Origin of the sequence: Pseudomonas sp. LTJR-52, assembly GCF_003691465.1 — a bacterium.
In the GTDB taxonomy this organism is placed as follows: Bacteria; Pseudomonadota; Gammaproteobacteria; order Pseudomonadales; family Pseudomonadaceae; genus Chryseomonas; species Chryseomonas luteola.
The window spans coordinates 628,719-653,396 of the sequence record NZ_CP033105.1; the positions used below are offsets into that span (position 1 = coordinate 628,719).

Annotated in this window: 21 protein-coding genes; 9 read left to right on the top strand and 12 right to left on the bottom strand. The window is 53.4% G+C overall.

The window, feature by feature from the left end; all coding sequences use genetic code 11:
- Positions 1-49 precede the first annotated feature (49 nt).
- The 4 genes from purU (at position 50) to EAW52_RS02915 (ending at position 4,431) form a co-directional block, all read left to right on the top strand.
- Positions 50-907 carry a formyltetrahydrofolate deformylase gene (purU, locus tag EAW52_RS02900; protein ID WP_122041353.1) on the top strand — a complete coding sequence of 286 codons (858 nt, stop codon included), beginning with the start codon at positions 50-52 and terminating at the stop codon, positions 905-907.
- 365 nt (positions 908-1,272) lie between these two features.
- The gene (gene fdhA, locus EAW52_RS02905; RefSeq protein ID WP_010796171.1) at positions 1,273-2,472 is read left to right on the top strand and encodes a formaldehyde dehydrogenase, glutathione-independent; all 1,200 of its coding nucleotides are present in this window, start codon (positions 1,273-1,275) and stop codon (positions 2,470-2,472) included.
- A 105-nt stretch (positions 2,473-2,577) separates the two neighbouring features.
- Entirely contained in the window at positions 2,578-2,874 is a 297-nt protein-coding gene (locus EAW52_RS02910) for a YciI family protein (RefSeq protein WP_019367267.1), read from the top strand.
- Positions 2,875-3,378: 504 nt separating this feature from the next.
- Entirely contained in the window at positions 3,379-4,431 is a 1,053-nt protein-coding gene (locus EAW52_RS02915; RefSeq protein ID WP_010796169.1) for an acyltransferase, read from the top strand.
- Positions 4,432-4,747: 316 nt separating this feature from the next.
- Here EAW52_RS02915 and EAW52_RS02920 read toward each other — a convergent pair whose 3' ends face one another.
- From EAW52_RS02920 to nikR, 10 genes are all read right to left on the bottom strand, one after another.
- Complete coding sequence (locus EAW52_RS02920) at positions 4,748-5,860, bottom strand: polysaccharide biosynthesis/export family protein (protein ID WP_122041354.1); 1,113 nt, start codon at positions 5,858-5,860, stop codon at positions 4,748-4,750.
- Between the two features lie 287 nt (positions 5,861-6,147).
- The gene (locus EAW52_RS02925) at positions 6,148-7,383 is read right to left on the bottom strand and encodes a flippase (RefSeq protein ID WP_122041355.1); all 1,236 of its coding nucleotides are present in this window, start codon (positions 7,381-7,383) and stop codon (positions 6,148-6,150) included.
- 61 nt (positions 7,384-7,444) lie between these two features.
- The gene (locus EAW52_RS02930) at positions 7,445-8,710 is read right to left on the bottom strand and encodes a hypothetical protein (protein WP_232235442.1); all 1,266 of its coding nucleotides are present in this window, start codon (positions 8,708-8,710) and stop codon (positions 7,445-7,447) included.
- Positions 8,711-8,800: 90 nt separating this feature from the next.
- The gene (locus EAW52_RS02935) at positions 8,801-9,559 is read right to left on the bottom strand and encodes a WecB/TagA/CpsF family glycosyltransferase (RefSeq protein ID WP_122041357.1); all 759 of its coding nucleotides are present in this window, start codon (positions 9,557-9,559) and stop codon (positions 8,801-8,803) included.
- Positions 9,552-10,427: a glycosyltransferase family 2 protein gene (locus EAW52_RS02940; RefSeq protein WP_122041358.1), complete on the bottom strand. Its 876-nt coding sequence runs from the start codon at positions 10,425-10,427 to the stop codon at positions 9,552-9,554. Before EAW52_RS02940 ends, EAW52_RS02935 begins: the two co-directional genes overlap by 8 nt.
- A 195-nt stretch (positions 10,428-10,622) precedes the next feature.
- Positions 10,623-12,845 carry a polysaccharide biosynthesis tyrosine autokinase gene (locus tag EAW52_RS02945; protein WP_010796163.1) on the bottom strand — a complete coding sequence of 741 codons (2,223 nt, stop codon included), beginning with the start codon at positions 12,843-12,845 and terminating at the stop codon, positions 10,623-10,625.
- Between the two features lie 17 nt (positions 12,846-12,862).
- Complete coding sequence (locus EAW52_RS02950; RefSeq protein WP_019367274.1) at positions 12,863-13,300, bottom strand: low molecular weight protein-tyrosine-phosphatase; 438 nt, start codon at positions 13,298-13,300, stop codon at positions 12,863-12,865.
- 194 nt (positions 13,301-13,494) lie between these two features.
- Positions 13,495-14,913 (bottom strand): undecaprenyl-phosphate glucose phosphotransferase, encoded by a 1,419-nt coding sequence (locus EAW52_RS02955; RefSeq protein ID WP_010796161.1) that lies wholly within the window; start codon positions 14,911-14,913, stop codon positions 13,495-13,497.
- Between the two features lie 523 nt (positions 14,914-15,436).
- Positions 15,437-16,924: an MDR family MFS transporter gene (locus EAW52_RS02960; RefSeq protein ID WP_122041359.1), complete on the bottom strand. Its 1,488-nt coding sequence runs from the start codon at positions 16,922-16,924 to the stop codon at positions 15,437-15,439.
- 225 nt (positions 16,925-17,149) lie between these two features.
- Positions 17,150-17,584 (bottom strand): nickel-responsive transcriptional regulator NikR, encoded by a 435-nt coding sequence (gene nikR, locus EAW52_RS02965; protein WP_122041360.1) that lies wholly within the window; start codon positions 17,582-17,584, stop codon positions 17,150-17,152.
- Positions 17,585-17,681: 97 nt separating this feature from the next.
- Here nikR and nikA point away from each other — a divergent pair, with 97 nt between their 5' ends.
- From nikA to nikE, 5 genes are read left to right on the top strand one after another with little or no spacing between them, the layout of a single operon-like run.
- Positions 17,682-19,235: a nickel ABC transporter substrate-binding protein gene (gene nikA, locus EAW52_RS02970; RefSeq protein ID WP_122041361.1), complete on the top strand. Its 1,554-nt coding sequence runs from the start codon at positions 17,682-17,684 to the stop codon at positions 19,233-19,235.
- Between the two features lie 3 nt (positions 19,236-19,238).
- Positions 19,239-20,183 carry a nickel ABC transporter permease subunit NikB gene (gene nikB / locus EAW52_RS02975; protein WP_019367279.1) on the top strand — a complete coding sequence of 315 codons (945 nt, stop codon included), beginning with the start codon at positions 19,239-19,241 and terminating at the stop codon, positions 20,181-20,183.
- Complete coding sequence (gene nikC, locus EAW52_RS02980) at positions 20,177-21,022, top strand: nickel ABC transporter permease subunit NikC (protein ID WP_122041362.1); 846 nt, start codon at positions 20,177-20,179, stop codon at positions 21,020-21,022. Before nikB ends, nikC begins: the two co-directional genes overlap by 7 nt.
- The gene (locus EAW52_RS02985; protein WP_122041363.1) at positions 21,022-21,795 is read left to right on the top strand and encodes an ATP-binding cassette domain-containing protein; all 774 of its coding nucleotides are present in this window, start codon (positions 21,022-21,024) and stop codon (positions 21,793-21,795) included. Before nikC ends, EAW52_RS02985 begins: the two co-directional genes overlap by 1 nt.
- Positions 21,792-22,595: a nickel import ATP-binding protein NikE gene (gene nikE, locus EAW52_RS02990; protein WP_122041364.1), complete on the top strand. Its 804-nt coding sequence runs from the start codon at positions 21,792-21,794 to the stop codon at positions 22,593-22,595. The genes EAW52_RS02985 and nikE overlap by 4 nt, the downstream gene beginning before the upstream one ends.
- Here the strand turns inward: nikE and EAW52_RS02995 are convergent.
- Together EAW52_RS02995 and EAW52_RS03000 are read right to left on the bottom strand one after the other, a co-directional pair.
- Positions 22,592-23,815 carry a methyltransferase gene (locus EAW52_RS02995; protein ID WP_122041365.1) on the bottom strand — a complete coding sequence of 408 codons (1,224 nt, stop codon included), beginning with the start codon at positions 23,813-23,815 and terminating at the stop codon, positions 22,592-22,594. The two genes, nikE and EAW52_RS02995, sit on opposite strands and share 4 nt — an antisense overlap.
- Before the next feature lie 57 nt (positions 23,816-23,872).
- Entirely contained in the window at positions 23,873-24,625 is a 753-nt protein-coding gene (locus EAW52_RS03000) for a transporter substrate-binding domain-containing protein (protein ID WP_122041366.1), read from the bottom strand.
- Between the last annotated feature and the right edge of the window lie 53 nt (positions 24,626-24,678).

The window sequence follows — 24,678 nt, forward strand, 5'->3', positions numbered from 1 at the left end:
GGCCCCAGGTTATTCAACCCACAACATCCAACCTATTCGGTAGCTATCCATGAGCCGCACCCCTGATACCTGGATTCTTACTGCCCAGAGCCCAAGCCGACTGGGGACCGTGGACGTAGTGACCCGCTTTTTGTTCGAGCAGCAGTGCTACGTCACCGAGCATCACTCCTTTGATGACCGACTGGCGGCGCGCTTTTTTATCCGCGTGGAGTTCAAGGCACCGGCTGTCTTCGACGAGACTGCCTTTCGTGCCGGTCTTGCCGATGCCTTGGGACCGTTCGATATGCAAATGGAGCTGACCGCGCCAGGCTACCGCCCAAAGGTGGTGATCATGGTCTCTAAAGCCGATCATTGCCTGAACGACTTGCTCTATCGCCAGCGGATCGGCCAATTGCCGATGGATGTGGCCGCGGTGATTTCCAACCACCCGGATCTTGAACCCCTGGCCCGCTGGCATGGCATTCCCTACCACCACTTTCCGCTGGACCCCCACGACAAGCCCGCCCAGGAAGCCCGCGTCTGGCAGGTGCTGCAGGATACCCAGGCGGAACTGGTCGTGCTTGCACGCTACATGCAGGTGCTTTCGCCCGAGCTGTGCCGTCGTCTCGATGGCTGGGCAATTAACATCCATCACTCCCTATTGCCAGGCTTCAAGGGCGCCAAGCCTTACCATCAGGCTTATCAGAAGGGGGTAAAGCTGGTCGGTGCCACTGCCCATTACGTCAATAATGACCTCGACGAAGGGCCGATCATCGCCCAAGGGGTAGAGAGCGTGGATCATGCGTATTACCCGGAAGACCTTGTGGCCAAAGGCCGAGACATCGAATGCCTGACCCTGGCTCGAGCTGTAGGGTATCACCTGGAGCGCCGTGTCTTCCTGAATGCTAACCGGACGGTGGTGCTGTAACCGCCACCCTCCATGTCACTACGAGCGCTTTTCTCGAAAGGATAGGTGAGCCTTCTAGAGGGCTCTGGCAGCGCGATGAATCAAGGCTCGCCGGATAATGCAATGGAGCGTGGCCTGTAGGAGGGTTGAGCAACGGGATACCCATCAAATCCAGTCCAGCCGATAACCATTACAAAAGCAGAACCTGCCACTTCTGTGCGCTCATCGCACGCTTTGATTGACGTTCGGCTCGTGCTTTCTACGCTCAACATACCCGTCGCAGGAGGGTTCAAGCGCAGCGATACCTTATCGGATTCAATGTTTTACTGCTTTCCATGAACCACCGCCCACTCATGGGCTCACTACAACAACAAGAGGAAACGCGTATGTCAGGCAATCGAGGCGTCGTCTACCTGGGCGCTGGTAAAGTCGAAGTACAAAACATTCCCTTCCCCAAAATGGAAACGCCCCAGGGACGTCAAATCGACCACGGTGTGATCCTGCGAGTCGTCTCCACCAACATCTGTGGCTCCGACCAGCACATGGTGCGTGGCCGTACTACAGCCCCCGAGGGTCTCGTACTGGGCCATGAAATCACTGGAGAAGTCATCGAGGCGGGCAAAGGGGTGGAAAACCTCAAGGTAGGGGATCTGGTCTCCGTCCCCTTCAACGTAGCCTGTGGCCGCTGCCGTACCTGCAAAGAGCAACACACCGGCGTCTGCCTGTCGGTAAATCCCTCCCGCGCTGGCGGCGCCTATGGCTACGTTGACATGGGTGGATGGGTCGGTGGTCAGGCGGAATATGTCATGGTGCCCTATGCCGATTTCAACCTGCTCAAGCTGCCTGACCGGGATCGGGCCATGGAAAAGATTCGCGACCTGACCTGCCTTTCGGACATTCTGCCCACCGGCTACCACGGAGCCGTCACGGCGGGCGTCGGACCGGGTAGTACCGTTTATATCGCTGGCGCAGGTCCTGTCGGTCTGGCTGCCGCTGCGTCGGCTCGCCTGCTGGGGGCTGCCGTGGTCATCGTAGGTGACGTCAATCCGGTACGTCTGGCTCATGCCAAGGCGCAAGGGTTTGAAATTGCCGACTTGTCCCAAGACACGCCCCTACATGAACAAATTGCGGCACTTCTAGGCGAGCCGGAGGTAGATTGCGCCGTGGATGCGGTCGGCTTCGAAGCCCGCGGCCATGGTCACTCCGGATCACAGCACGAAGCACCTGCCACAGTCCTTAACTCACTGATGGGTGTTACACGTGTCGCCGGCAAGATCGGTATTCCTGGGCTCTACGTAACGGAAGATCCTGGTGCTGCCGACCAGGCGGCCAAGCAGGGTAGCCTGAGTATTCGCTTTGGACTGGGCTGGGCCAAGTCCCATAGCTTCCATACCGGGCAAACACCAGTCATGAAATACAACCGGCAGTTGATGCAAGCCATCATGTGGGATCGTATCAAGATTGCTGACATTGTAGGTGTCGACGTTATCACCCTGGATGATGCACCCAAAGGCTATAGCGAATTTGATGCGGGCGTACCCAAGAAGTTTGTGATTGATCCACACGCTTTGTTCCGCGCGGCATAACGCGGTTGGCGAGGCATAAGGACATGCCTCCTTGATAGATACGCTTTACCCAGGGCCTGGTCATACAGGTATGCTAGGGAGACGCTATCAACCAAGGAAAACTCCATGCCTTTTTTGATCGAAACCTGGGACAAGCCCAACACTACCCAGCTGCGCCAGGACAACCGTCCTGCCCATCTGGATTTCCTCCGTGAAAATGCCAGCAAGCTGCTCGCCTGTGGAGCCAAGCTTGACGACGAAGGGGCAAACGCCAGCGGAAGTGTCTACATCGTGGATGTCGAAACCCGCGAAGAAGCCGAGGCCTTTTTGGCACAGGATCCCTTCAGCCAGGTTGGCCTGCCAGAAAAGGTCAATATCGTGCGGTGGCGTAAAGCAGTCCTGGACGGTAAAGCGTTCGTCTAACGCATAATGCTAATAGCGTATCTGTCACGGCATGCGGCTAAAATGCGGACCGTTGCAGATACGCCCGCCATCAAAACAGTCCCGTTTATCTATTTGTAATGAGTTTCACTCAAAAAAAATATATAAACCCGAACAATAAGGGTATTGATCTGTCCTTATCCTGCTTGAGTTTGCCGAAGTCTGATATCAATACGATATCGATATGTCGCTTAGTTTGACACTGGCAGATACAAAAGATAATTGAGCGACCTGGCGAGCTCTATTCCACAGGTTTTCAATGAAGAGACGCAATATTAATTGAAAACTACTGCATCCTTCCGAGCTTAAAAGCTGCACATTAGTCAGCATATGGCAGTTAGAAAGTGATTCAGTTCAAATACAAGCCAAGTATTGAGTGAATATAAAAATGGAGGGCTTTCTGTGGCCTATCCTCTCAGGTCAGTAGATTAACAGTGGTCGATATCCGAGCGATATCATATGTATTGATTTAAGGAAGGGCGCCTAATGAGCACTACCAAACCCGAAAAAGATTTAAGGATCGAAACGATCAGGGGGTTGGCGCTATTTTTAATGGTAGCCGGTCACGTTATTGGCAGTTCGGGTGATCAGGGAATGAAAGTCGCGGATGACTCATTCCTCCGTTATCTCTACGACTCGCTTGTTTACATTCGCATGCCGCTCTTCACGGCCATCTCCGGGTATGTATATGCCTTGAGACCCGTTACTTCCGCAAGCTCCCTGCCGCGTTTCTATCAGGGCAAGTTTCGCCGGATTCTGATCCCGATGATCGTTGTCTCAACGCTCTTCTTCATCTCGCAAGCGTTGGTGCCCAACACCAATACGAAGCCGGAATGGAGCGATGTATTCGGTATCTATTTCTTCAGTTATGCCCATTTCTGGTTCTTGCAGTCCATCTTCTGCATCTTTGTCATGATTGCCTTGATGGAGAAGTTCAGCCTGCTGTCCTCTCTCAGGAATTACCTGATCATCATGTGTATCGCCCTGGTGGGCTCCTTGCACTACGAAGTATTCCCGGACTTCTTCTGCCTGTACAAGGCCATCCAATTGCTGCCCTTCTTCCTGTTGGGGCTGGGGCTTTATCGCTTCTCCGACCAGTTGAATACCGCTTCAAAACAGCTAGTGATTGGCGTCGTGCTGGCGGCATTGGTTGTCATTGATCAGGCCTATCTGTGGAATCAACTTTCCATCAGTGATCGTGGAATGGATTACATAGGGACGGCTCTGGGGATTACTGCCATTTACATGATCATCACCCGCCGGGTCTATTTCAAGCCGTTGGCATGGTTGGGGTATTTCTCTTTCGAAATCTACCTATTCCATGTATTTGGAACGGCGGGCAGCCGTATCGTACTGAACAAACTGGCAATCCATGATGTATGGATTACCTTTACAGTCAGTATGATTCTGGGGCTTATCCTGCCAGTGGCCCTCAAGAAGGCAGTCGGTCGCTTTAGTCTGCTTAATCTAGCGTTCTTTGGTATACAGTCAAAGAAGAAGCCTGCAATGAAGTTGCAGGAAAAAGTCTCGCTTAGTTAAGGCATGTAATAGCAAAAAGCCCAACACTAACGTTGGGCTTTTTTATGCCTGTCAAATAACTTCGTTATAAAGATCCCTTCGCAGAGTGCCGCGTCTTGACTTGACCCGGTATCGGCTGAGTGCTGCAGGTAGTTATTGCTGTAAGTACATATGTAGCAGCTATGGCTATATCGCGGCATTGAAGATTCAGCCAAGCCTGTCCTGAGCATTAATACCTGTAGGGGAGCCTGCAGTAACAGTAAGGCGGTTCCGAAGGATTTATTAAGGCATAAAAAAGCCCTTCAAACGAAGGGCTTTTTGACCATCCAGAAAGCTCTTACTTGAAGCTCTGGTTGGCGTTTGCAGTGGAGCTAAGCACGTTCGAGGAGCCCAGCAGCTGACTGACGAAGCGGTTCCAGCGGGTGATTCCGGCAGGACCTACGAATACAACGTCTTGCGGCTGTAGTGCAAAGTGCTGTGCCAGAACGAAAGCGGTCGGCGAGGAAGCACTCAGGTGGAACACTTGAGCCTTCGCAGTTGGGGAAGAATTAAAATTCTCTGGACCACGGATTACATACACTTCATCCGCATCGGCAGTTTCCTGGTTCAGGCCGCCTGCCTGGCCGAGTGCGTCCATTAGCGTCAGGCTAGTGGTCTTGAAGTTGGCTGCCAGTGGGCTTACCACTTCACCCATCACGTAAACCTTGCGGTTATCGTTGTAGGGTAGGTGGATGCTATCGCCATCCTTGAGGTATACGCCGTACAGCTTGGAGTCCTTACGGTTCAGGGTATCGGCATCCAGGCGGTACTCCTTGCCGTCACGTACCAGGGTCAGGCCGCTCAGGTCAGCTGTCTGGGTGTCAACGCCTGCCTGTCCTAGTGCTTCAACCAAAGTCATCGGCACAGTTGTCAGCGGAATGGAGTCGCCCTTGGTGAAAGCACCTGACAAGGTGACTTTCTGACTGCCAAAGCGCAGGACGCTCACGTCGACCTGAGGATTGTCGATAAAGGCCGCCAGACGAGTCGAGATGACCTTACGGATCTCCTCAAGCGTCTTGCCTTCTGCTGTCAGGGTGCCAACGTACGGATAGAAAATAGTACCGTCAGGACGTACCAGTCGACCGTTCGCCTCGATCTGCTGTTGGGCACCAGAAGGAGCGGTTAGCTCGGGGTGATCCCATACAGTGATATACAGCAGGTCCGCCTTGCCTACACGATAAGCCGCTGGATGATACTTGAGCAATTCCTGCCAGTTCCCAGTATCTGCAGTCGGGTTAACGGAGTCATGACTTTTCAAATAAGCCGATGTGATAGGAATCAGCTCAACCTTTGTCCCCTCAATGGAGCCGTTGGTCTTCAAATCGTCCCGGTGCAGGTATTGGCCTGGAGACCATACGCAGCCCTGCAGAAGCAGGGTAGAAAGTAGTGCAAGGGTAAAGGTACGTTTCATCTATTTTCTTCCTTGATCGCTGTAAAAAAGTTTTTAAAAACTTCGTATCGATCGATTTATAAGCGTCAGAACGTGTTTGGGCATAAGAAACTTTATGAATCATGTAGGCCTGTGGCGCGCCTGGCGCTGGATAATTCGTAACAGCTCCGTATCCAACCAAACCATACATATCAGCGCAGGCTGTGACAGAAGCTTAAAAAATTAGTTCACTTTTGTGGAAACACTCTTTTTAAAAGTAAATCGATCCAATTTTTGGCTTTATCCTGACGTTATATGTCAATAAGCCACTAGCTGATTTTTCGTGACATAACTTCCAGAGCAATGAAGTCAACAGCCACCCTGATCGACCAGGCAATGGCAGCTCCCTGAAGAGAAAATAGGTGTATGCACACGACCAGCAAGCCTATATAAGGCAAAAGCTCAGCCAGGTGGATAAAAGCGGTGATCTTCGAATGGCCCTTCGCCTGGATTTTCGCAAAGGGAATCTGTGCCAGCGCGTTAAAGATGAAGCCAATCAGGAGAATACGCAGCACCTGCGCGCCTTCCTGACCATATTCCGGTCCCATCCATAAAGTCATGACCATGGGGGCGAGTATGAATAGAGGTAGCACCATGACTACACAGGCGGCGAGCAGGGCCCAGAACGCTCGATTGGCCTGAGCAGTCGCATCCGCCGAACGCTTGCTCAGAAGCGGGAAGATAACCCGAGCGACAGCATTGGGAATGATCAGCATGCGTGAGATGGCTTCAGAGGGCGCGGTGTAAAAGGAAACGCGCTGGGCTCCGACCATGTTGGACAGGATAAAACGATCAAAATACACCATGACAGGGCTGATGATATTGCTCACAGTCATCCAGCTGCCAAACGCAAAGAGTTCCTTGAAAACGCTCTTTTCAAATCGGTAAAAGCCCGGCGGAAATTCTCGCCAACATGGAATGAACGCCACGGCCATCGAAATAAGGCGGGCGATGACAAGCCCTATTGCCGTCGCGGTAAAAGACTCATCGACCAGCACGGCTACCAGGGGGGAAACAGCCAGAATGGAGTTGGTGATGGTGCGTAACAGGTTGAATTCTGCAAACCGTTCGTTTCCTTCCAGATAGGAAAACCAGATCATGGTAAGTAGAAAGGGCGGTATCGAAAGGCTTAGCCACTTGAAGCCAGCCACCGCAACGTCAACGTTTTCTGCCGAAACGTGTAGCAGGGAAACGAGTTCTCCTGCGCCCAGCCATAACAAGAGCACCGCGAGTGCGCTCAGACCGACCACAGCATAGGTAGCGGTCGCGATAACGGATTTATTCTTTTCGACATTGCCATGGTGCATAGCCACGGCTCGTATGACGGCGCGTGTAAGTCCCGCGTCAAAAATGGTGGCATAACCGACAATAGCAAACGCCAGTGTAAACAGGCCGAATTGCTCGATACCTAACTTTCGAGAAAGAACACCCATGGTAGGGAGTGCGATAAGGCTTGGAATGACTACACCCAGAATATTCCAGGTGCTGTTTTTCAGCATTGTCATGGGGGGCTCTTTTGCAGAAAGGCATGTCTGCCCTGGTCGGACAGACATGCAGGGGAGGGGGCTATCTAAAGCTGGGCTGCATCAGTGGGTGTTCTTCAACATACGAATCCAGCGCTGGGCTCTCCACGTTTCGGTGGTAGGCCTTGAGTGCCTGGATCACGAGCAGGAACGCAATCGTTGCCTGCATATATTCGAAGATACCCTGAAGCGGCCAGATCACCATATACGCCAGCAGGGCGGTAACGGTGAAGCTGGTATCCCTGTGTAAGCGCTTGGCGAAGTAGTAATAGCAGAACAGGGTCAGTGGGACGATCAGGAAGGCCAGGAAGCCGAATCTGAACAGCGTACCGAATATCCCAACGTCGGAAAGGAAGAAGTACTCGCCAAAGTGAGGGATAAAGCCATTGTTCCACATCAGGGACAAGGAGCCACTAGGTAACCAGTTATTCGCATGCAAATGGCCGAAGATATAACCGATGGTTTGCTCACGGACATTATCGGTTGGACCGTTTTCGAGCGATTCGGCATAGAAATCAAGATTGAGTCCCAGCTCTTTCAGCAGATCCGGGAACAGGTAGAGAGGAGAAACCAAAATACCCGATACCACGATCCAGATAACCGACTTGCTCTTCAGGCAAAGCAGCGTGAAGCAAAGGGACAGAAAGATCAGCTGGCGCGTTTGTGTTGCAAAGACCAGAGTCAGCAAAATGAAACAGGCGAACACAATATAAGGCGTCTTGGACCTGGGCGAGCCATCAATGGGCGATATCCCTTTGTTCCATACCTGAATGCAATAGAAATAAGCCAGGCACTGCGCCAGTGCACCGATTGAGGAGCGGTCTGGCCGGTCGAAGGACGCCACCTTGTCCCGCAGGTCCGGCAATACGGAGAACTTGAACATCCAGGCCAGAATGCACGCCATGAAACCTACAAACAGGAATGCCTTTTCAAATTGGGCAGCACTCATGTTCCGGGCGAGGTAAAGCATGACGGAAAAAGTGAAGCAATACAGTATGCGACGCTCTTCGATGATCCCGTATATCAATGGTTGCCCATAGTAAAGATTCGAGAAAATCGCTGGCAGCAGAATGAAGATAACCGACGAGTAGGCGCAATAAGTTAAAAGGATTTTCAAATCCTTTTGCTCTTTTCCCACGGACGCCAGTACATAGAAGGCTGTAAACGCCAGACAAATAACCAGATACAACTCGCTGACATACAAGATGCCAATCGGGTTATGGGGGGTTTCTTCGAAAATACCAAAATGTAATACGAAGACGAAAATTAATAATATGAAGTAGGCACCGCTTTTGCTTACTGCTCTCATATCGCTTCCCATCCAGCGTAACGTTGCATTCCATCCAGCATGGCTGTCTTCCCTGTCCTCAGACTGGCCAAAAAATGCAGTCGCAATCGATTAATTTACTTCTTCACTGCTTCGTCTTCCTGATCTTTCTTTGAGATAGATAGGAAGAATATGGGTGGCGTCATGAACATAGCGACGCACCAGACGCTGGGGCTCCGATAGCATTCTATGCAGCCACTCGATACGGGCTTTCTGCATCCAGACCGGCGCTCGCTTCAGGCTGCCGGTAGCAAACAGAATCGAGGCCCCGATGCAAAGGCCAACGCCTGTACGCTTGGTAGCATCGACCATGCTGGCCAACATTTCCTGCCGTGGCGCACCAACCGCGTAAAAAATGAGGTCTGAAGGGTTGGCATAGATGAAGTCGAGGCACTTCTGCACTTCGTCAGGCTTGTTGATAAAGCCCATCGGAGGGTTGTAGTGATTCAGCCGGATACGTGGATACATAGCCTTGAGCTTTACCACGTCCTTTTCTTCCGAGCCAATCAGCGTAATGGACAAGTCTTCCTGGTCGGCTTTCTTCAGAAGCGAGACCGTAAGGTCGCTGCCCGTGATCACTTCCTTGATCTCAACGCCCAGGGATTTGAGCAAGGGCGACAGGATACGGCTATCACAGACACGCTTGTCAGCGGTGCGATACGCCTTTTGCAGATTTTCGTTTTCCTGGAACTGGACAACGTGATCAATGTTCGGCGTAACGATATAGGTGTAAGGTTTTTTCAGGCTGGCTGAAATATGCTTCAGTAGCTCATCCTTGGTGCCCAGGAAAAAGTCGATACCGAATGCCTGGCTTACTACTCCATTAGACATGCATTGTTGCCCCTTTGAACGCGCCCTTGATACCAGACCAGGCCAGCTTTGGACTCTTGTATTCCTTCAACACGGTTATGCCGGAGAGTAAAACCGCAGACATGAGTGCATACGGTGAGCCATAGAACTTCTTGTTGAAGCGAGTGGCTGCACGGTTGCGGAAGTAGTAGTAAAACTCGGACTTTCCGCCTGAACTCATCGAACCATAGTGATAGAGCTGGCTATCCGGTGCGACATACAGTGCAATACCGTGCTTTTTCGCCTGGTGCTGCCAATCCACTTCTTCGGAGTACATGAAGTAGGATTCGTCCATGTAGCCAACCTTATCCAGTATCTCGGCGTTGAAGGCCAGGCTGCAGCCCATGATGTAGTCCGGCTCACGGTTGAGCTGGCCGATCTCATCAATGGAAAGCCCTTTGCCGAGAAGCTTGGATTTGCCTAGCAGGGGATACATGATCCCGCCACCATAGCATTCGATCTTTCCTGTTTGAGAACTCAGAATGACCGAACCGGCAATGGTGTTCTTGTCAGCCGTGATTTTATCCAGTAACGGTTTAAAGGCATCGTCTTTAACATAGGCGTCGTTGTTGAGAATCCAGAAGTTCTCAACCTTGAATTGTTCGCGTGCCCATTTCATTCCAAAGTTGTTACCACCGGCATAGCCGCTGTTAACAGGGCTGGCGATAACGGAAACCCGGTCTACGTTATGGGTTTCTTTCCATTGTTTCATCGTTTCGTAAGAGCCGTCCTTGGAGTCGTTATCTATCAGGACGACATGGTCGATTGTCTTACAAAAATTAAGAATACTTTCAGCGCAGGAAATGCTTTCTTGCGGAGCCTTGTAATTCAGCACCATTGCAACGTTCATTTCGATATCCCTTTAGCCTAGAAAATCAATTTACTGATCTGAAACGGTCAAAAGCCTTGAAATAACGTAGGAGCTCAAAAGAGCTCCTACCTGTGGACTTTTATGCTTCATCGTTCAATTGAAGCTTTCTCATGCTATGCATGGTGCTTTTTAGTCCCATTCCATGTTTGCAAGCGCTGCTGCCTATAACAGGCTTCAGCTCTTGCTTGGTCTCTCATAGGCGTACTGATAGTTACCGTAAGAGGAATAGTTGGAAGCCTTGCGCTCTACAGCGTTCAGGATCACACCCTTGAGCGGTACACCATTGAGATCAAAGCGACGCTTGGTAGCCTCCAGCTCCTTGGCACTGTTCATGCCGAAGCGGGCGACGATCAGGCTGGTACCTACATGGGCGCCAATGATGGCGGCTTCGGTTACGGCCAGGATCGGCGGAGTATCGATGATCACGATGTCATACAGGTCGCCGAGCTGCTTCAGAACAGTGGTAAAGCGATGGCTCATCAACAGTTCGGAAGGGTTTGGCGGGAACTGGCCACAAGACATGAAATCAAGCATGTCGACTTCGGTCTTCTTGATGGCATCGTTGATTGCAATGCGATTGCTCAGCAGGTCGGATAGACCGTCTTTCTGCTTCACATTGAAGATCTTGTGCATGTAGCCCTTGCGCATGTCCCCGTCGATCAGCAGAACGCGCTGACCCGACTCGGCAATAACAGCTGCCAGGTTGGACGAAACGAAGGACTTACCGACATCCGGGCTTGGGCCGGAGATCATCAGAATGTTGTTCTTAGCCTCGATCATCGCAAAGTGCAGGCTGGTCCGCAGGCTACGCAGCGCCTCGGTACTCAGGTCCGTAGGATGAGCGATGGACAGCAGCGCCGATTCGCCAATCTTGCGGGAGCCGCGGCCAAAGAGCTTTTCGGATTCGGACTGGTTGCGGCTGTACGGAATCGAAGCATAAACCGGCAGACCCAACTGCTCGATGGCTTCAGGTGTTTCAATACCGCGCTTGAGGGTATGGCGGGTATAGATAACGGCCAGGCCCAGCAGGCAGCCCAGAACCAGTGCAGCAACTACGATCAGCGGCTTGTTGGGGCTTGCAGGATCATCAATGTTCGCGTTTGCATTATCGATGATACGCACGCTGCCGACAGTACCAGCACGGATAACATCAAGCTCCTGCACCTTGTTCATCATCAAGGTGTAGGTCTGGCTGGTCACGTCAACGTCACGCTTGAGACGGAGCAGCTCTTGCTGAGTAGAAGGCAGATTGCCTACGCGCTTCTCAAGCTTGTCCTTTTCAACTTCAAGCTGGCGCAGCTGGCCGAGTACGGCCTGGAATGCCGGGTGCTGAGTGGTGAACTTGCGGCTCATCTCAACACGCTTAAGGTTCAGCTCGGAAATCTGGCCATCCAGCGAAACGATCTGATCCAGAACACCCTTGGTCTCGCTGTCGATATCAACAGAGCGGCGGTTGGTCTGGTATTCGTTCAGCGCACGCTGCGCGTCTTCCAGTTCTTTCTTGACAGAAGGAATCTGGCTACGCAGGAACTCAAGGCTCTGAGTCGATTCTGCTGCGTTGCGGTCAATGTTCTGAGCAACGTACAGATCGATCACTTCCTGAACAATGCGTTGAGCACGCAGAGGATCAGAGTCCTGCAGGGCAACAGACAGGATGCCTGACTGCTTGCCACGCTCGCCTGCGCTGATGCGGCCTTGGTATTCCTGAATTGTTCTAGACAGTCGCTTCTTCATGACTGTGAATTCAGTACCGGGACGTGCTTGCAGCTTGCTGACCTGGATGAAATAGCCATCCTGCTCGACAGGCTGGTTGACAGTGCCGTGCAGCAGAATCTGATTGTCGGCATCGAAAACCGTGAAGCTCTGGTTTTCTTCGACTTTCAGTGTCATAGGCTTGTCCTGGGCGCTGTCGGGGACGCGCAGCTCAGCGACTTCTACATCCTCACCGCCCCAGGCAAAGCTGTTCAGGCCCAGAACAGGGGAGGCAACTTCGTCTTCGCTTTCAGCTTTGAAATGACGAGCGACATAGCCACCAAAAATAGGGAAGTACTTGGGCGTTACGACAACATCCAGGTGCAGATTCTTGACCGCGTTGCCAATCACCAGACGGGATTTGAGCAACTCGATCTCAGTCACTGCCTCCGGAAGTGGCGGTGGCATGCCGGATGTTTGATCAGTCAGGCGTGTTACACCTTTCTTTTCTTCGATCTGCAGCATTGCATTGGATGCATACATGGGCGTAGCCAGCATGGCATAAGCAATACCGAGGAAAGTGAAGATACCGATAATAGAAAGAAGCTGCCATTTGTAATCAACGAGGATTCCAAACAGTGCTGAGAAATTAATATCGGTATCGTTCTTAACTTCAGTGGCCGTAAAACGAGGCATCGTGGTCATGAAATTCCTTCTTCCCCTTATCTAATGTATGGAAGCCAGCTATCTACGCATTTTGCTAAAAGTATATGTACTTCTTTGAACATTTCTTTTGAGAGGCGGTATGGATCGGGTACCTCACGGTTATTTACCCATTTACCAATCAGAAAAACTCTCCCTTTGATTTCTGGCGCCATACTTTCAACAGAACGAGAATGAAATTCTTCCATCGTCAAAATAAGGTCTGCCTTCCGAAGCATTTCTGCATCAACCTGGCGAGCTTTATGTGTCGATAGCTCAAGTCCGTTTTCTCTTAGTACTTCTTGAGCCGTACTATCCATAGGGCGGCCTACCAATGCACCAATACCCGCTGAACTGACTTCTATATTCCGCCCTTTCAGGCCTTCCCTTAGAAGCGTTTCGGCCATTGGACTTCTGCAAATATTTCCAACGCAAACCACTAAAACTGACTTAATCATGAAAACTCTTCCAGACGGGAAATCAGATGCTCTTGATGGCATTTACCAATCGTATCTGGAGCTCACCCTGACATGTCTTCCGCATCTGAACTCCTACTGGGATTCGATCAGGCAAGCTCTGACATCTCTACCTTAGAAAGTTCAGCTGTTGCCGGCCTGAATCACTTTTCGGTCGTCAGGTCCGGCAGCAGTTCTCAGTAAGCGTTCTTGTTGATGAAACCCTTGAAGAGGGTCAGGAAGATGATCTTGACGTCCCACCAGAAGGACCAGTGGTGGATGTAGTCCAGGTCGAACTCGATGCGCTTCTGCATCTTGTCCAGGGTATCCGTCTCACCACGCCAGCCGTTGACCTGGGCCCACCCTGTAATACCGGGCTTGACCTTGTGGCGCAGCATGTAGCCTTGAACCAGCTTGCGGTACTGTTCGTTGTGAGCAACCGCATGGGGTCGTGGGCCTACGATCGACATCTCACCACGCAGTACGTTAATGAACTGGGGAAGCTCATCGAGTGACGTGCGTCGTAGGAACGAGCCAAAGGGTGTGATGCGGCTATCGTTCTTGGTCGCCTGCGTCACCTTCTCGCCATTCTCCATGACCTTCATGCTACGGAATTTCCAGACTTCGATCGGCTTACCGTCCATGCCATAACGCTTCTGGCGGAAAAATACCGGGCCAGGAGAGGACAGCTTGATACCAATGGCGATAACCAGCATGGGAATGGAAATGATCGACAGAATGATCAGGGACAGAACGATGTCCTCGATGCGCTTGACGATAAGGCTAGCACCATCCATTGGCGTATCGAAGATACTAATGCTGGGCAAACCATCAATGCTTTCGCTACGGGCATGGAGCAGGTGGAACATGAAGACGTCAGGAATGATGTAGACCGAAGCGGTCGTATCGCTGAGTTCTTGCACCAGCCAGTTGATGTGCTCCTGGTGCGCCATGCTCAAGGTGATATAGACCTTGTCGATATAACCGGCGCGCGCATCGTCTACCAGCTGTTCCAGGTTGCCGCGAATCGAAAAGCCGGGCTCGCTACGGTTGAGCTCGGGATGGTCTAGCGGATTCTCGACATAGAAACCGAGCAGTTGCAGGCCCATCCATGGCGCTCTGTCGATTGTATGGGCAAGACGCTGACCGATCTTGTCGGCACCTACGATGGCTACTCGGCGCGTATTGAAACCGGCTTTTCGCAGCGAGTGCATAACAGAGCGCAGCAGCACCCGATATCCGCACAGGCCAATCAATGAAAGAGCCAGCCATGCCTTCATGGTACTGCTGATTAAAAAGGATTCATTAAAGAAGAAATAATCAACCATGAAAACAGTTGAGAATGTTAATACCCAATAAGTTGATATTTTTATTAGTTCATTGGATATTCTTTCGCCGCGCCATGAAAGATACATTTGATTCATTTCTGTCAGGAAATGAAATATCAAAAGAGCAAGGAATACTATTACCCAATGCTCAGGTTTCATGGGGACGCCAGGAATCACGGAGCCAGCCAGATAAGCTGTTCCGGAAATTACCATTAAATCTAACAAGCGATGTGATAATGAGATCGCTGATGAATTCGAATGTAAAATACCACGTTCTTTAAAATTCATAGTTCCATCCTTGTGCATAAACGTATGCACGAACTTCAACAGGACCGAATAGTCATGGACAACGATCGATGAACATTCGTAGTCGATAACAACCGAACGTGTTTAGGATTCCATCGCGCTGACTCAGGGAATGCTTCAACGGTGACTATAGCCGTCGGTAGGACCGCCCGAAGATTCAAAGGTTCCTTGACTTTGAAGCCCTCGATAAGTGGTCACCGACTCATTCAAGGAGCAAAAGATGAAGACGTGGTTATAGTCGTTTTAAAAGGTGAATTGGATCACCTTTTAATGGTTAAAAGTGGGCGGATGTTCAAGTTTTATAGGTATGCCAACACCGATAAACGGTACTCATAGGGATAAAAGGTCACTGTGAATCTGTTACAAATTCTAGAGAATTCTTTTTGAAACTTGTTCGTTAGACCTTGAGTGACAGTTGTTGTCTTTGCAGCTTGAAAGATCATTGGATTCCTTCAAGTGCTTCAGATGGAGCGTGCTCGATATACCGCTCCGCGTATCGCTTGGATCATCGATCTGCCTGGTCGGTCCGGCCGCGCAAGGGACGCTCAGGTACAGACAAGGCGCAGGCAAGTGCGAGCAGGGAAAGCCCAGCCGATACCAAAAACAGTTTATGAAAGGTTGCAAGAAGCGTTTGGCGTAATGGATCGATCGTACCGGCTGACCCAGCCAGGTATGTCTGCAGCACGTTTTCAACGGAGCCCGCATGGCCCTGCATAGGGGGTAGCCATAGCAAGAGTAGTGCGGACAAGCCAGCGGCGCCTACCGCACCTCCCAGTGAACGGAACAGCGAAATCGTACTGGACATAACCCCGATATCAGCCTGTGGAACAGCATTTTGGGCGGCAACCAGTGCAGTGGGAAACTGCATGCCCGTTGCAAGTCCTGCCAGAAACAGACTGCCGCCGGCCAGTAACCCGCTGCGCGGATCAATAAAGGCAAGCATTACCAGCGCGCATGGCATGATTAGCGTACCCACCAGGATCTGAGGTTTATAACGTCCCAGCACGGCGGTCAGCCGCCCACAGGTAAAGGCACCCAAGGGAATGCCCGCTGCAAACGGAATCAGATGCAGTGCCGCTTTGCTCATGTCATGGCCGGCGCCAGCTTGAAACCATAAGGGGATCAGCAGCGTTAGCCCTATGGCCTGGAAGTTGGTAAGGAAGTTGAGCATACAGCAGAGCCCGGCCGTTCTGTTCCGGAGTAGGCGTAAGGGCAGAAGTGGTTCTCTGGCGCGCTGCTCATGGTATGCGAATAATGTCAAAGCTGTTATTGCCGCAGCGGCAAGCCAGAGAAGATAGCCGCTGCTTAAGGGCGCTCCTTTGCCGATCAATGTTGTAGCCATTAAAAGCGCAGTAAGGCCGGTAGCCAGTAGCAGAATGCCCGGATAGTCAATGAGGGTCTCGCGGTCAGGCACGGGAAGGCTGGTTAGAACGCGGTAGCATATGAAGAGCCCGGCAATGCCAAGGGGCAAATTGATCCAGAAAACCCAGCGCCAAGATAAATACTCGGTCATCAAGCCGCCCAATACGGGGCCGGCAATACTGGCCAGCGCGTACATGCTGCTGATGTAGCCTTGATAACGCCCTCGCTCGCGTGGCGGTACGACGTCGCCAATGACCGCTTGGCTTACGGCAATCAGCCCTCCTGCACCCAAGCCCTGTAAGAGTCTGGCCAGGATCAGTTGGGGCATGTCTTGGGCGAGCGCACAAGCGAGTGACGCTACCGTAAAGAGGCTGAAAGCTGCCGACATCATCTTTTGTCGGCCATACAGGTCGCCAAACTTTCCGTAGAGCGGCATCGAGACGGTCATGGCAACCATATAGCCCGATATTACCCAGGCCAGAAGTCCGGTGTCATTGAGCTGTGCAGAGATGGCTGGCAGCGAAACCGCCACGATCGTTTGATCCAGAGCGGCCAGCAAAATAGCCAGCATGGGTGCCGGCATAATGGCCTTTATGCGATCTGAACGTGCCGCGTCGGAGTTCAACTGCATTCTCGATAAGATAGGAGCGATACAGGTCTGTTTCCATGATCGCTTTGTAGTATCAGTAGCAATGTATGGATAAGGCCTAATAAGGACAGGTCTGCCTCCTTTTTATAGTGCTTTTTTCTAAGGCTGAAATTTTCTTATTCACCTATTGAAAATTACCAAGAGCCTTGGTATCAGGGCTTTTCATACAGGCTATACAGAAACTGCGCACAGAGTTATCCACAGGTTTTAGTGGTCATGCTCATGGGTATGAGTGGCATGGGGAATCGGTACGATGAACGCTCTGCCATGGCGTACCCCACGCTCTGCCGTGACATGCTGTGCCAGCTCTCGGACCTCCGCGGTAGTTCCCTTCAACACTGAGACCTCCATGCAGCTTCCATGATCCAGATGGACATGCAAAGTAGCCAGCGTAAGGTCGTGGTGGGCATGAAACGTACGAGTCAGCCGCTTCGAGAGCTCACGAGCATTATGGTCATAGACATAACTCAAGGTGGCGATACAGGTGGAGTCGGCTGGCAGATCCTGCGCTACGGGTTCGCGCATGCCTTCTCTCAACAGGTCCCGGATGGCCTCGGAGCGTCCTTGATAACCGTGGCTCGCCACACGATCGTCAACAGCGGCCAACAGGTCGTCATCCAGCGTAATCGTTACTCGTTGCATAAAAACCAATCACCTTCAGTATGAAGTTTTCTCGTAGACATCATACTCTTCCCTGACTATTCTCCCGTCCTTGTCTACGCATAACGGGAGTAGGAGTGTGAATCAGCTTGGCTTCAAGAGAAAGCTCGGGGTGCTTCTATTGGCAGCGGGATTGGTTCTGCCTGTTATGGCGCAAGCTGAGGTGCTTACCTACTCCTGGCCGACGAATGCCGGGCCGCTTGATCCTCGCGGTTATTCACCGAACCAGATGTATGCCCAGGCGATGGTCTATGAGCCACTGGTACGCTATAGGGCCGATGGCAGTGTTGAGCCCTGGCTGGCGACCCGGTGGGATATATCCCCGGATGGACGGACCTATACGTTTATCCTGCGCGATGGCGTGCGCTTCAGTGATGGCAGCGCGTTTGATGCGGCAGCGGCAAAAGCCAACATCGAAGCCGTTCTGGCAAATCGCAAACGGCATGCCTGGATGGAGCTGGTTGAAACCATCGATCATGCCGAAGCGCCAGATGCCCATACGCTGCGTCTGGTTTTAAAGCATCCTTATTATCCTACCCTGCTTGAGTTGGCACAGGTGCGCCCCCTGCGGTTTGCAGCGCCCAATGCTCAACCTGGACAGCCGATAGGAACAGGCCCCTGGCAACTGGTTGAAAGTCGTCGAGGCGAGTTTGATCGCTTTGCCCGCAACCCTTATTACTGGGGCCCAAAGCCTGCCTATGACGAGGTGCTGGTCAAGGTCATTCCTGACCCGAGTGGGCGTGCGATTGCGCTCGAAACGGGGCAGCTTGACCTGATCCAGGGTTCCGAGGGTGAGGTTTCCGCCGACACTTTTGCTCGCTTGAAACAGGCGGGCTACCATACGGCTATCTCAGCGCCTCTGGCGACCCGGGTCATTGCACTCAATACCAACCTTGCGCCTACCAATGAGCTGGCGGTGCGACAGGCCATCAATTGGGCCGTCGACAAGGATGCGATCGTCAAGCACGTCCTGTATGGCCTGGAACCAAGGGCCGATACGCTTTTCTCAACCAACCTGCCGTATACCGATGTTGGCCTGAAGCCGTATGGCTATTCTCCTGAGAAAGCGAGCGAGGCGCTGGAGCAGGCTGGCTGGATACTGAATCCAGTCGAGAAGATTCGCTACAAGAATGGGCAGCCGTTACGCCTGGAGCTGTGCTTCTATGGGGCGAATGCACTACAGAAGAGTGTGGCTGAGGTTGTTCAGGCCAACCTGGGTAGTCTGGGTTTCGATGTGGTTCTCAAGGGAGAGGACGAGGGGGCTTTGGTAGAGCGCCAGCGTGATGGTCGCTTTGGAATGATCTTCGCAGAGACATGGGGAGCACCCTACGATCCGCACTCTTTCGTCAGCTCCATGCGTTATGCCGGGCATGCGGATTATCAGGCACAGAAAGGCCTGCCAATGAAGGCCGCCATTGATCAGGAGATCGGTGAAATATTGGCGTCGGTAGAGGAGGGCAAACGGCAGGCGCTCTACAAGGACGTGTTGACTACTTTGCATGAGCAAGCGGTTTACGTGCCGATTTCATACCTGACCGCTACCAGCGTAAGCCGCGATTCAGTCGAAAGCGTGCAGTTCGGCTCGACTCTTTTCGACGTGCCTTTCGAGGTCATGAAGCCGGGCGGAGAGTAACTTATGTTGCGTTATATCGCCTATCGGCTGGCCCTGCTGATACCCATCCTGCTTGCTGTTTCGCTGCTGGTATTCGTGCTGCTGCATATGGGGCGGGGTGATCCTGCTCTGGATTACCTGCGTCTCTCCCAGATTCCGCCTACGGATGCGGCCCTGGCGGAGGCGCGGCATACGCTGGGGCTCGATCGTCCCTTGGTTGAGCAGTACTTGATGTGGCTCTGGCGCGCGCTGCATCTGGATTTTGGAACATCATTCGTGACGGGACGGCCCGTCCTGGATGATCTTCTCTATTACCTGCCTGCCACCCTTCAGCTAGGAGGCGCTGCTCTGGCGGTCACTTTGCTGGTCAGCTTGCCGCTAGGCATCTGGGCGGCCCGCAGACCGGGTGGCTGGCCGGATCAGCTTGTACGGTTTATCGCCTTTTTTGGCGTCTCGATGCCCAATTTCTGGTTAGCGTTCCTGATGGTCGCCCTGTTTTCCGTGACCCTGGGATGGCTGCCTCCCATGGGGCGGGGAGGAATAGCGCATCTGGTCATGCCGGTACTGGCAGTGGCGCTGATGTCGTTATCGATCAATGCGCGACTTCTTCGTGCCAGCCTATTGGAAGCCAGCGGGCAGCGACACGTGTTGTACGCGCGCCTGCGTGGGCTGCCGGAAGGGCAGGTATGGCGCAGACATATCCTGCGCAATGCCTGGCTACCCGTCGTGACAGCCATCGGGATGCATGTCGGTGAATTGATTGGCGGCACGCTGGTCATCGAAACGATTTTCGCCTGGCCCGGGCTGGGCCGTTTTGCGGTCAGTGCCGTTTACAATCGGGACTTCCCTGTATTGCAGTGCTTTACGCTGTTGATGACCGGGCTGTTTGTCCTCTGCAATCTGGTTGTGGATGTACTGTACGCCTGGCTCGACCCTCGCACGCGATTGGAAGGAGCACAGGCATGCTAGTACAGACGATGAACGCGCCCCGGAGGCGCTCATGGGGGGCTTGGCTGGGTGGTGTATTGGTCATCCTTCTGCTCGCCTTGACGCTGCTGGGGCCTTGGTTGGCTCCCTACGATCCGACTGCCGTCGATGTGAGCCAGCGGTTACAGGGGATGAGCGAAGCACATTGGCTGGGAACCGACCATCTGGGTCGTGACGTCCTGTCGCGCCTCATTACTGGGGCACGTTTGTCCCTGGGTACGGTTGTGCTTACGCTATGCCTGATCCTCACGCTTGGCATTGTCGTAGGCGGTGTGGCCGGGTTTATCGGTGGTCGACTGGACACAGTGCTGATGCGAGTCGGCGAGTTGTTCATGACCGTACCCACCTTTGTTCTGGCGCTCTTCTTTATTGGTGTGCTGGGAACAGGGCTTTCGAATGTCATCCTGGCCATCGCCCTTTCGCATTGGGCCTGGTATGCCCGAATGGTTCGCAGCCTGGTGATCTCGCTGCGTGGGCGAGACTATCTGCTGGCATCCCGTCTGGCGGGTGCGTCACGTCTGCAGAGCTTTGTCAGCCACATTCTGCCGAGCGTGCTGGGTCAACTGATGGTCCTGGCCTCGCTGGATATCGGCCACATGATGCTGCACGTATCAGGTTTGTCCTTTCTCGGTCTGGGTGTCAGCCCACCTACGCCGGAGTGGGGCGTGATGATCAACGACGCCAAAGAGTTTCTCTGGACGCATCCTCAACTCTTACTCTGGCCGGGTCTTATGATTTTCCTGACCGTAATGGCCTTCAACCTGCTTGGGGATGCGTTGCGGGATCGCCTGGATCCTTCGCTGCGCACAGGAGGGCATTGATGAGTCGTGTATTGGAAGTCCAGGGCCTGACCCTGGCTGTTAATGATCACGTCTTGGTCAAGGATCTGAGTCTGACGGTCAGGACCGGGCGTGTTACCGCTTTGGTGGGTTCCAGTGGCTCTGGCAAATCCATGACCTGTCTGGGCATGCTCGATCAACTTCCTGCAGGCGTGACAAGGGTGTCAGGACACGTGCTGTGCGACGGACAAAGGACGGGCGGCGAGCGTCTGCGGGGGCGTCAGGTTTCCATGATCATGCAGAATCCCCGTTCTGCCTTTAATCCTGTACTGACGATGCGGGCGCATGCTTACGACGTGCTGGCGCTGCGTAACATCCGTGGTGCAGATGCCCAGGCGCGTCTGGACGCCTGCCTGGTGGATGTTGGCCTGAATACTTCCTCTCAGGTGCTTGACCTTTATTCCTTTCAAATGAGTGGCGGCATGTTACAGCGCATGATGATTGCGTTGGCACTGCTGGCTGAAACCCCTTTTCTATTGGCCGATGAACCAACAACGGATCTTGATCTGCTCATGCAGGCACGTGTGCTGGATGTACTTGATCGACTAGTTGAAGAGAAAGGTCTAGGAATTCTGCTGGTAACGCATGACATGGGAGTTGTTGCCCGTTGCGCCCACGATGTGTTGGTGATGGATGAAGGGAGCCTTGTGGAGGCTACGTCTATCGAGCAATTGTTTGACGCACCATGTAGCCCTGCCGCGCGTGATCTGCTGGCTGCGCATCAGGCGCTCACCTTGGCGGAGGATTATGAATGAGGCTGCTCAGCGCTGAGGGTGTCGGGCACGGCTATCGCTCGGGAGGTTTCTGGTCACGGCGGCCCTTGCAGACCGTATTGCATGGTGTGGATTTTCACATTGACGAAGGGGAAAGCGTTGGTCTTCTGGGAAACAGCGGCAGTGGTAAAAGTACATTGGCGCGTCTGTTGCTGGGACTTGAAAGACCGCTAACCGGGCGCGTCAGCTTTCGGAATGAGGTGCTATCCGAGCTACGGGGTGAAGCGCTTCGTACGTTTCAGCGCCGTGTCCAGTTGGTCTTCCAGGATGCACCAAGCGCATTCAACCCTCGCCACTCGATTGGCTGGAGTCTGTCTGAACCGCTTCGACACTTGATGGGTCTTTCCAGGCCGGACTGTTTGCGGCGAGTCGCGCAGCTGTTGGAGCAGGTTGGATTGGCGGCTTCCATGGCTGACAGGCTCCCCGGCCAGCTCAGTGGCGGACAGCTCCAGCGGGTCGGTATTGCGCGGGCGCTGGCATCAAACCCCTCGCTCATTGTACTGGATGAGGCGCTGTCCAATCTGGATCGAGTCCTTCAGGTGCAGATACTGGATATGCTCAGCGAAATACGTGAAACGCAAGGAACAGCCTTTCTGTTGATTACCCACGATCTAAGCCTGGTACAGCGGCTGTGCCATCGGGTGGCTGTGCTGGATCAGGGGCGGCTGGCCGAAGAGTGTAAGGTAACCACGGGGCTGCGTTTTGAGCATCCGGCTGGAGTGGCATTACAGAAAGCCATTCTGCCGGCTCGACCTGTAAGGCGCGCGCCGGCCGTTCTTTAAGGTTTCTCAGCCAGCAGCATCAGATTACGGGGTGTCAGGCTAGGATCGCAAAAGCGGCCTAGTCTGACCTCGTAGCCCTGTTCCTCCAGAAAGAGCGCCCGATCAAGGAGCAGCCAGAGCTCGAGCGGCCGCCGGAAAAGCCCACGGACCAGTTCAAGATTGCGAACAGCGGCGAGACGCTTCCAGCTGGCGGCCTCAAGTGCCTCCCAGTTGCGCTCAGGGATGGGCAGCAAGCCTTTGAGCGTGGCAAGCTCCAGGCAGTAGTCGCGAAAGGTGCACTGCAGCCAATGGGTTGCCAGTGGAGGAGTAGGAAGGTATTCATCGATTCCGCGGATCTCTCGCTGAAGCAGGTCGAATCCCAGCCTTCTGGCCATGGAAAGGTCACGCTGGCGGCGAACCCGGGCACCGGCGGTCACGGTTTCACACAGGGGCAGCCCAAGGTCCTCCTTGCTCAGGAGAAGCGCTGACTGCCTGGCGTTCGCGGAAAGCGGGCGGTACTCATCGCCGCTGATACGGTTATAGCAACAGGGCGCTAACGCCAAGGCAGGGCAGCCTGTCTGGCTGGCTACCTGCATCAACCGCACATGGAGATCACCGCACGCATGCAGCGCTACAGGCGTGTGAAAGACCTGAAGCCTTTCCGTAACAGAATCAGCCATTACATCCTGTTCATAATGATGGGCTGAAAGCCCTAGGCGCTCGCTGATACGTTGCCCTGTCTCTACCAGTGAGGAATCGTATTCCAGACAGTCGAACGCAGCGCCATGGACGCCCAGGCGTCGTCCTAGATGGCCTTTGCCGGAGCACCAGTCCAGCCAATGCGAGGGAGGGCTGCTGAATAAGGCGTGGTGAGCGAATGCCTCCACCTGCTGCCATTTGCGTCCCGGCACGTCCACGCTCAGCCTGTTAGGCGCTTCGCTGTACTGCCTGGGCAACTCGCCGATCATGCACAGCTGACGTGCCTCTTCGGCCCAGGCTGGAAAAGGCGAGGGGGCCTTGAGTGCATGGGGATGTGTATGCGTAGCCTCCGCCTCTTCAAGTGAGCGGGCGCGAAGCCACGAGGATAACCCCGGGTTGGCCTTCTCCCAAGGCAGTGTTGGCTGGGTGAACGGCTTGGGTCGCCAGAGCGCCTGGTGCTGTATCAAGAAGCTGTCCAAGGCATTGAAGCGTGCTTCTAACGCACTGCCCTGGAGGAAGGAAGCAGGATAGGTCTCACTCATGCCGATCACGGAGGCTAACGGGGCGGCGAAGCATAACGCACCGCCCTGTCGCTGTGATCAGTAGAGGCTGAACGGAAAGTACCGGGCGTTGATCTGTTGGTATGTCCCGTTGGCGAGAATACCTTTGAGGGCTTCATCCAGGCGGGCCTTCAGCGGATCGTTCTTGCGTACCGCTATCGCAATGCGGTCCTTTTGCAGGACGGGTTCGCCTTTAAGCTCGAAGCGTTGCCCCTCTGGGGTCTGCAGCCAGGCGTAATGCGCAAAGCGGTCTCCCAATACGGCATCCACACGCCCATCTGCAAGGGCCTGGTTGGCTTCCTCCTGGGAGTCGTAGAAGCGCATGTTGACCTGACCGCCCAGATGGTTGGAGAGCCAGTCTGCCGAAAGCGTCGCGCGGCCGGCACCGATAACCTTGCCTTTGAGTCCGCGGGGGTCTGTGCTGAACGGTTTATCCCTAGGGGCAATGAACTGAATGCTGTTCATGTAGTAAGGGATAGTGAAGGAGACGAGCTGCTCGCGCTCCGGTGTGATCGACATTGAGGAAATGATGGCGTCGAACTTGCGTGCGTTCAGTGAAGGCAGCATGCGATCCCAGCTGGTGATCACGAACTGGCATTGCACCTTGAGTTCTGCACACAGTGCCTGGGCAATATCCACATCGAAGCCGGTCAGCTTGCCGTTACCACTAACGCTACTAAACGGGGGGAGCGAGCCTTGAACGCCCACTTTGAGAACGTCGGCCGCCAGAGCTGTGCCGCACAGGCTTAAACCCGCCATCAAAGAAATAACCCATCGCTTGAGCCGCTTCATTCATTCCTCCATTTACAGGTCTGTATAAGCTTTACAGCTGTTTAACCGCAGGT